Source organism: Streptomyces chilikensis, assembly GCF_001642695.1.
Classification (GTDB): domain Bacteria; phylum Actinomycetota; class Actinomycetes; order Streptomycetales; family Streptomycetaceae; genus Streptomyces; species Streptomyces chilikensis.
The window spans coordinates 3589440-3596815 of sequence record NZ_LWCC02000005.1 but is presented as its reverse complement, the minus strand read 5'-3'; the positions used below and the strand labels follow the sequence as shown (position 1 = coordinate 3596815).

The window sequence follows — 7376 nt, the reverse complement described above, 5'->3', positions numbered from 1 at the left end:
CGGCGCCGCGCTGGCCGCGCCGCTCGCCACCGCGCCGCCGGCCCGGGCGGCCGCCACGGCCCCCGCCTTCCTGCACGGCGTGGCCTCCGGCGACCCGCTGCCCGACGGCGTCCTGCTGTGGACCCGGGTCACCCCCTCCCCCGACGCGACGCCCGGGTCCGGGGCCGGGGCGGACACCCCGGTCGAGTGGCTGGTCGCCACCGACCGCGCCCTGACGGACGTGGTGGCCCGCGGCACCATGACGGCCAGGGCCGCCTCCGACCACACCGTCAAGGCCGACGTCCGCGGCCTGCGCCCGGCCACCGACTACTTCTTCCGCTTCACCGCCGGCGGCACGCACTCCCCCGTCGCCCGCACCCGCACCGCGCCCGCCGCGGACGCCCCGGTGGACGGCCTGCGGTTCGGCGTCGTCTCCTGTTCGAACTACGAGGCCGGCTACTTCTCGCCGTACCGCCACCTCGCCGCCCGCGGCGACCTGGACGCCTGGCTCCACCTGGGCGACTACATCTACGAGTACGCCAGCGGCGGTTACGCCTACGGCGGGGTGGTCCGCACCCACCGGCCCGAGCACGAGATCCTCACCCTCGCCGACTACCGGACGCGCCACGCCCGGTACAAGACGGACCAGGACCTGCAGGCCCTGCACGCGGCGGCCCCCTGCATCGCCATCTGGGACGACCACGAGATCGCCAACGACACCTGGTCCGGCGGCGCCGAGAACCACACCGAGGGTGCCGAGGGCACCTGGGCGGCACGCCAGGCGGCGGCGAAGCAGGCCTACTTCGAGTGGATGCCGGTCCGCCCCGCCGTCGCCGGCACCACCTACCGCCGGCTGCGCTTCGGCAAGCTGGCCGACCTCTCCCTGCTGGACCTGCGCAGCTTCCGCTCCCAGCAGGTCTCCTCGGCCGGCGGCGCGGTGGACGACCCGGACCGCACCCTCACCGGCCGCGCCCAGATGAACTGGCTGAAATCCGGCCTCTCCGCCTCGGACACCACCTGGCGGCTGGTCGGCAACTCCGTGATGATCGCGCCGTTCTCGGTGGCCCAGCTCCCGGAGTTCGTCCGCGAGCCGCTGGGCGAACTGCTCGGCCTGCCGGACCTGGCGATCAGCGTGGACCAGTGGGACGGGTACACCGACGACCGCAAGGAGCTCATCTCCCACCTGCGGTCCCACTCCGTCCGCAACACGGTCTTCCTGACCGGCGACGTCCACATGGCCTTCGCCGCCGACGTGCCGGTCGACGCGACGACGTACCCGCTGACCGCCTCCGCGGCCACCGAGTTCATCGTCACCTCGGTCACCTCGGACAACCTGAACGACTACGTCGGCGTGGCCGAGGGCGCCGTCACGGCCGTCGCGGCGCCGGTCATCAGGACCATGAACCGGCACATCAAGTACGTCGACACCGACCAGCACGGCTACGGCGTGTTCTCGGTGACGCCCGAGCGGGCGCAGATGGACTACTACCGGGTCTCGGACCGCACCGACCCGGCCGCCTCCTCCCACTGGGTCCGCTCCTACCGCACCCTCAGCGGGACGCAGAAGGCCGAGCGCGTCCACGACCCCGTGTAGCACGCAACGCGCGTCAACCACAGGGCCGATTTCCAGCCACTCCGGCGAACTCCGGCCCTCGTAAAGGGCGGATGACCCGGGTCTTCGGCCGGTGTTTCGCCACCGAACGAATCCGGACACTCCGGCCTCCCGCGAGCGCGCCACGTCACACCGTCGTCCCGTTCCGGCGGGACGGCGGTGCTCGCGCCACGCCGATTGTCCCGGTCTGCGCCCCGTGCGATCAGGCCGGATCCGCACTCATGACAGCTGGGCATGTCCACGTAATGTCCGGGCGGCGGCCAGGAAAGACCCCTGCGCGCCCCTCCGCCCCGCTCGAGCAAGGAGCTCACATGCGTGCGTTCGCCCGGATATCCCCCCAGCTGCGCCGGCGGCTCATCGGTGCCGCCGCCGTGGCCGGATCCCTCGTCCTGACCCCGGTCGCCGCCCCGACGACGCTCGCCGCCGCGCCCGCCGCCAAGGTCTCCGCCGCCGAGGCCTGCGAGGACACGGCCGGCTCCCTGGCCCGTCAGGCCAAGGGCCACGACCACGACCACGAGGCCGTCGACCCCAACACGGTCACCGCCGCCAAGGCCAAGGCCATGCAGGCCGACCTCGAGAAGCGGCTCGCCGACAAGCGCGCCGCCGCCCCCTCCGCGGCCGCGGTCTCCGCCACCATCCCGGTGTACTTCCACGTCATCACCGACGGCACCAAGGGCAACCTGTCGTCGACCCAGATCAACAACCAGATCAACGTGCTGAACGCCGCCTACGCCGGCCAGGGCACCGGCAACGTCGCCACCGGCTTCCAGTTCTCCCTGGCGTCCGTCGACTACACGAACAACGCCTCCTGGTACAACCTGGCCTCCGGCTCCTCCGCCGAGAAGGCCATGAAGACGGCCCTGCGCAAGGGCGGCAAGAACGCCCTCAACATCTACACCGCCAACCTCAGCGGCGGCCTGCTCGGCTGGGCGACCTTCCCGACCTCCACCATCGGCTCCCAGGACGGCGTGGTCCTCCTCGACGCGTCGCTGCCGGGCGGCACCGCCACCAACTACAACCAGGGCGACACCGCCACCCACGAGGTCGGCCACTGGCTGGGCCTCTACCACACCTTCCAGGGCGGCTGCAACGGCAACGGCGACTACGTCTCCGACACCGCCCCCGAGGCCAGCCCGGCGTACGAGTGCCCGACCGGCCGCGACACCTGCACCAAGACCGCCGGCGCGGACCCGATCCACAACTTCATGGACTACACGTACGACTCCTGCATGTACCAGTTCACCGCCGGCCAGGTGACCCGGATGCAGCAGTCCTGGACGGCCTACCGCGCGGGCTGACGCCCACGCCGTGATCCGCTGCGGCGGGCCGGGGAGCTACAGCGAGTCGAGGAAGCCGAGCGCCACCCGCCAGGTGGCCTCGGCCGCCTCCGCGTCGTGGTCCGGAAGACCGGGGTCGGTGTAGAGATGACCGGCCCCGGGGTACCGGAAGACCTCCACGTCCGCGCCGGCCCGGCGCATCTGCAGGTACCAGGCGCTCAGCCAGTCGTCCGTCTCGAACGGGTCGGGCTCCGCCACGTGGAGCTGCACCGGCAGGTCGTCCACCGAGGCGTTCGCCGCGATGTCCGAGGTGCCGTGCAGGAGCAGCAGGCCGCGCGCCTTCTCGTCACCGAGCGCCAGGGTCTGCGCGGTGGCCGCGCCGAGCGAGAAGCCGGCGTACACCAGCCCGCGGTCCGCGTACGGGGCGGCGGCCAGCACGGCCCGCTTCAGCAGTTCGTCCGCGCCCACCCGGGCGTGGTGGTCCATGCCCTCCTCGACCGTCTCGAAGACCCGTCCCTCGAAGAGGTCCGGTGTCCACACCTGGTGGCCCGCCGCGCGCAGCCGGTCGGCGGCCTCGCGCACCGCCGGGCGCAGACCGTAGGTCGAGTGGAAGAGCATCACGTTCATGAGTAAATGCTCACACGGTCTCCGCGTTCGTTTCTCCCGGGTCCGGGATAGGCGCGCCGAATGGAGAACGTCATGCGCCCGCTCATCGTCGTCGGCGGCTCGGTCCTCCTCACCCTGGTCATCGGGTGGGCCACGGACAAGCTGCTCCGCAAGGCCGACGAGCGCCACCCGGAGACCCCCGCCTGGGGTCTGCTGCGGCGCGCTCGCATCCCCTACCAGATAGCCCTGTGCGTCGCCCTGATCCGCGCCTCCTGGGACGAGGCGCAGATCGGCGGCCCGTACCGGGTGCTGATCGGCCGGATCCTCACGCTGCTCCTGATCGGGGCCACCGCCTGGCTGCTGATCCGGATCGCCGGGGCGGTGGTGGAGGCCTCCTACAACCGGTACGCCAGGGTCCACCACGACGCGGCGCGGGTCCGCCGGGTGCGGACCCAGGTCGAGCTGATCATGCGGGTGGTCACCGCGATCGTCGGCGTGGTCGCCGTCTCCGCGATGCTGCTGACCTTCCCCGCGATGCGCGCGGCGGGCACCTCGTTGCTGGCCTCCGCCGGAGTCCTCGGCATCGTCGCCGGTGTCGCCGCCCAGTCCACCCTGAGCAACGTCTTCGCCGGTCTGCAGATCGCCTTCGGCGACATGGTCCGCATCGGCGACACCGTGGTCGTCGAGGGCGAGTGGGGCACGGTCGAGGAGATCACCCTGACCTTCCTGACCGTGCGCACCTGGGACGAGCGCAGCTTCACCATGCCGGTGTCGTACTTCACCTCGAAGCCGTTCGAGAACTGGTCGCGCGGCGGCAGCCGGATGACCGGCGTCGTCTACTGGCACCTGGACCACCGGGCCCCGGTGGAGGCCATGCGGGACAAGCTCCGCGACATCCTGCGCCACTGCCCCGCCTGGGACGGCCGGGCCCACGGCGTGCAGGTCACCGACACCACACCGACCACCATGGAGGTCCGGGCGCTGGTCACCGCCAAGGACGCGGACGACATCTGGACGGTGCGGGTCACCGTCCGCGAGGAGATGCTCCGCTGGCTGGCCGCCGAGCACCCCTACGCCCTGCCGCGCATCGTCACGGCCCCGCCGGAGCCTCCGGTGCGGCTGCCGGTGCCGACCGCGGAGCGGGCCGGGGAGCCGGCGCGCGCCGTGCGCGAGGGCATGCCGAAGCCGCGGCTCGAGAGGTGAGCCGCGGCCCCTCGGGGGCCCGGACGGTCAGAGCGTGCGCCGCATCGACCGGTGCGGGATGCCGGCGTCGTCGAAGACCGGGCCGTACGCCCGGTAGCCCAGCCGCTCGTAGAAGCCCGTCGCGTGCACCTGCGCGCCCAGGTCGACCACGGTCAGGCCGCGCTCGCGCGCCGCCTCCTCGATGGCCCGCACCAGCAGCGCGCCGACACCCAGACCGCGGGCCTCCCGCAGCACCGCGAGCCGCCCCAGCGAGCCGACGGCCGGGTCGCCGCCGGTCTTCTTCGCGGCGGCCTCGCCGAACAGCAGCCGCCCGGTGCCCAGCGGCACGCCGTCCTCGCGGACCGCCAGGACGTGCACCGCGTGCGCGTCCAGCGCGTCGTACTCGATCTCCTCCGGGACGTTCTGCTCGGCGACGAAGACCTCCTTGCGGACCCGGAAGCACGCCTCCCGGTCGGCGGGGTCCTCGGCGACGCGCACGACGACGGCGGGGGCGGTCACGCGTAGGTCTCCTCTCGGACCTTGTCCAGCGCCTTCCGGAGGTCCTCCGGGTAGTCGCTGGCGAACTCGACCCAATCACCCGTGCCGGGATGCTCCAGTCCCAGGCGCACGGCGTGCAGCCACTGCCGGCCCAGGCCGAGCCGCTTGGCCAGCGTGGGGTCCGCCCCGTAGGTGAGGTCGCCGACGCAGGGGTGCCGGTGGGCCGACATGTGCACGCGGATCTGGTGGGTGCGGCCGGTCTCCAGCTTGACGTCCAGCAGGGACGCCGCGCGGAAGGCCTCGATCATGTCGTAGTGGGTCACCGACGGCTTGCCCTCGGCGGTGACCGCCCACTTCCAGTCGCTGCTGGGGTGACGGCCGATGGGGGCGTCGATGGTGCCGCTGGTGGGGTCGGGGTGGCCCTGCACCAGGGTGTGGTAGCGCTTGTCGACCGTGCGCTCCTTGAACTGGCGCTTCAGCGACGTGTACGCGTGCTCGGACTTGGCGACGACCATCAGGCCGGAGGTGCCGACGTCGAGGCGGTGCACGATGCCCTGGCGCTCGGCCGCGCCGGAGGTCGAGATCCGGTAGCCGGCCGCGGCCAGCCCGCCGATCACGGTCGGCCCCGTCCAGCCCGGCGACGGGTGCGCCGCCACGCCGACCGGCTTGACTATCACGACGATGTCGTCGTCGTCGTGCACGATCTCCATGCCCTCGACGGGTTCGGCGACCACCTGGACGGGGGCGGGTGCCTGGGGCATCTCCACCTCGAGCCAGGCTCCGCCGGAGACGCGCTCGGACTTGCCGACGACCACCCCGTCGACCTGCACCTTGCCCGCCGCGGCCAGCTCGGCCGCCTTGGTCCGGGAGAAGCCGAACATCCGGGAGATGGCGGCGTCGACGCGCTCGCCCTCCAGGCCGTCCGGCACGGGCAGGGTTCGGATCTCGGGAATCGTGCTCACCCGTCGAGTATGCCGGACGGGTGACGGCCCGCGGTCCGCGGCCTCGCGCGGCCGCCACCGCGCGGGCCCGCTCCCCGCGGACCGGGCGGTCAGTCCTTGTGGACCGTGCCGTCCGGGTCGAGTCCCTTGAAGGAGAGCAGCACGATCAGGATGCCGCCGCAGACGATCGCCGAGTCCGCCAGGTTGAACACCGCGAAGTGCTTGGGCGCGATGAAGTCGACCACGGCGCCCTCGAAGACGCCCGGCGAGCGGAAGACCCGGTCGGTCAGGTTGCCCAGCGCGCCGCCCAGCAGCAGGCCCAGCGCGACCGCCCAGGGCGCGCTGTACAGCTTGCGGGCGAGGCGGAAGATCACCACGATCACGGCGGCGGCGATCACCGTGAAGATGATGGTGAACGCCTCGCCGAAGCCGAAGGCCGCGCCCGGGTTGCGGATCACGTCCAGGCGCAGCCATTCGCCGATCAGCTCGACGGACCGGTTGCCCGGCTCCAGCTCGGCCACCACGATCAGCTTGCTGACCAGGTCGAGGGCGTACGCCAGCACGGCGACGACGACCAGCACGGCCACCCGGCGCCTGCCGCGTGGGGTCTGCTCCTCGTTCTCCTCCGGGGCTGCCGCCTCGTCCGGAGTCTCCGGCGTACCGATGATGCGCTCCGCCTCTGCCACGTGAGTCCTTCGGCCTGGTTACCTGACTGGAAGGAGAGCGTACGGCACGGCTCGGGCGGACGCTGTGGTCAGTGCCTCCGTTCCTGCCGCTGCTTGCACTCCACGCAGAGGGTGGCCCGGGGGAACGCCTGCATGCGGGCCTTGCCGATGGCCTGGCCGCAGTTCTCGCAGAGGCCGTAGGCGCCGGCGTCCAGGCGTTCCAGGGCGTGCTCGGTCTGCGTCAGCGTCTCGTGCGCGGCCGACGCGAGGGCCAGCTCGTGCTCGCGCGTGATGTTCTTGGCGCCGGTGTCCGCCTGGTCGTCGCCCGCCCCGTCGCCGGAGTCCCGCATCAGGCCGGCGAGGGCGCGTTCCGCCTGGGCGATCTCCGCGCGCAGCCGGGTCGCCTCTCCCTCCAGCTCCCCGCGCGCCTCCTCCACCTCCTCCGGGGTCCACGGGTCCTCCCCGGGCCGGACCGCCAGGTCCCCGGCCTCCACCCGTGCCTTCGGCACCGCCGCCGTGCTCTTCCTCGTCCTCATGCCCCTGCCTCCCGTCTCCGGCGCGGCGACCGCCGCACCGCCCTGCCGACCCGCACCGTGTCCCGCCGCGTCCGCGGCGG

Annotated in this window: 8 protein-coding genes; 3 read left to right on the top strand and 5 right to left on the bottom strand. The window is 72.8% G+C overall.

The features are described from left to right. Together A2U95_RS16045 and A2U95_RS16040 are read left to right on the top strand one after the other, a co-directional pair. A partial coding sequence (locus A2U95_RS16045) for an alkaline phosphatase D family protein (protein ID WP_240957343.1) occupies positions 1 to 1573 on the top strand: 1573 nt, incomplete at its 5' end. Positions 1574 to 1902: 329 nt separating this feature from the next. Further along, a complete protein-coding gene (locus A2U95_RS16040; RefSeq protein ID WP_166023122.1) occupies positions 1903 to 2889 on the top strand; it encodes a zinc metalloprotease in 987 nt (328 codons plus the stop codon). A 36-nt stretch (positions 2890 to 2925) separates the two neighbouring features. Here A2U95_RS16040 and A2U95_RS16035 read toward each other — a convergent pair whose 3' ends face one another. Further along, a complete protein-coding gene (locus A2U95_RS16035) occupies positions 2926 to 3495 on the bottom strand; it encodes a dienelactone hydrolase family protein (RefSeq protein ID WP_166023120.1) in 570 nt (189 codons plus the stop codon). A gap of 60 nt (positions 3496 to 3555) precedes the next feature. Here A2U95_RS16035 and A2U95_RS16030 point away from each other — a divergent pair, with 60 nt between their 5' ends. Next, positions 3556 to 4677: a mechanosensitive ion channel family protein gene (locus A2U95_RS16030; protein WP_166023118.1), complete on the top strand. Its 1122-nt coding sequence runs from the start codon at positions 3556 to 3558 to the stop codon at positions 4675 to 4677. A gap of 27 nt (positions 4678 to 4704) precedes the next feature. On the opposite strand, the gene A2U95_RS16025 is transcribed toward A2U95_RS16030, so the two are convergent. The 4 genes from A2U95_RS16025 to A2U95_RS32740 all read right to left on the bottom strand — a co-directional run bounded on the left by A2U95_RS16025 (position 4705) and on the right by A2U95_RS32740 (position 7296). After that, positions 4705 to 5175, bottom strand: a complete 471-nt coding sequence (locus A2U95_RS16025; protein ID WP_166023116.1) for a GNAT family N-acetyltransferase — start codon at positions 5173 to 5175, stop codon at positions 4705 to 4707. Further along, on the bottom strand, positions 5172 to 6116 hold the full coding sequence (locus tag A2U95_RS16020) for an RluA family pseudouridine synthase (RefSeq protein ID WP_166023114.1): 945 nt from the start codon (positions 6114 to 6116) through the stop codon (positions 5172 to 5174). The genes A2U95_RS16025 and A2U95_RS16020 overlap by 4 nt, the downstream gene beginning before the upstream one ends. Before the next feature lie 89 nt (positions 6117 to 6205). After that, entirely contained in the window at positions 6206 to 6781 is a 576-nt protein-coding gene (gene lspA / locus A2U95_RS16015; RefSeq protein ID WP_166023113.1) for a signal peptidase II, read from the bottom strand. A 68-nt stretch (positions 6782 to 6849) separates the two neighbouring features. After that, complete coding sequence (locus A2U95_RS32740; protein WP_240957342.1) at positions 6850 to 7296, bottom strand: TraR/DksA family transcriptional regulator; 447 nt, start codon at positions 7294 to 7296, stop codon at positions 6850 to 6852. Positions 7297 to 7376 lie beyond the last annotated feature (80 nt).

What these genes read in the sequence shown, in the direction of transcription:
- A2U95_RS16030 (WP_166023118.1), top strand. Translation starts at nt 3,556, where the DNA reads ATGGAGAACGTCATGCGCCCGCTCATCGTCGTCGGCGGCTCGGTCCTC.
- A2U95_RS16040 (WP_166023122.1), top strand. Translation starts at nt 1,903, where the DNA reads ATGCGTGCGTTCGCCCGGATATCCCCCCAGCTGCGCCGGCGGCTCATC.
- A2U95_RS32740 (WP_240957342.1), bottom strand. Translation starts at nt 7,296, where the DNA reads ATGAGGACGAGGAAGAGCACGGCGGCGGTGCCGAAGGCACGGGTGGAG.
- A2U95_RS16035 (WP_166023120.1), bottom strand. Translation starts at nt 3,495, where the DNA reads ATGAACGTGATGCTCTTCCACTCGACCTACGGTCTGCGCCCGGCGGTG.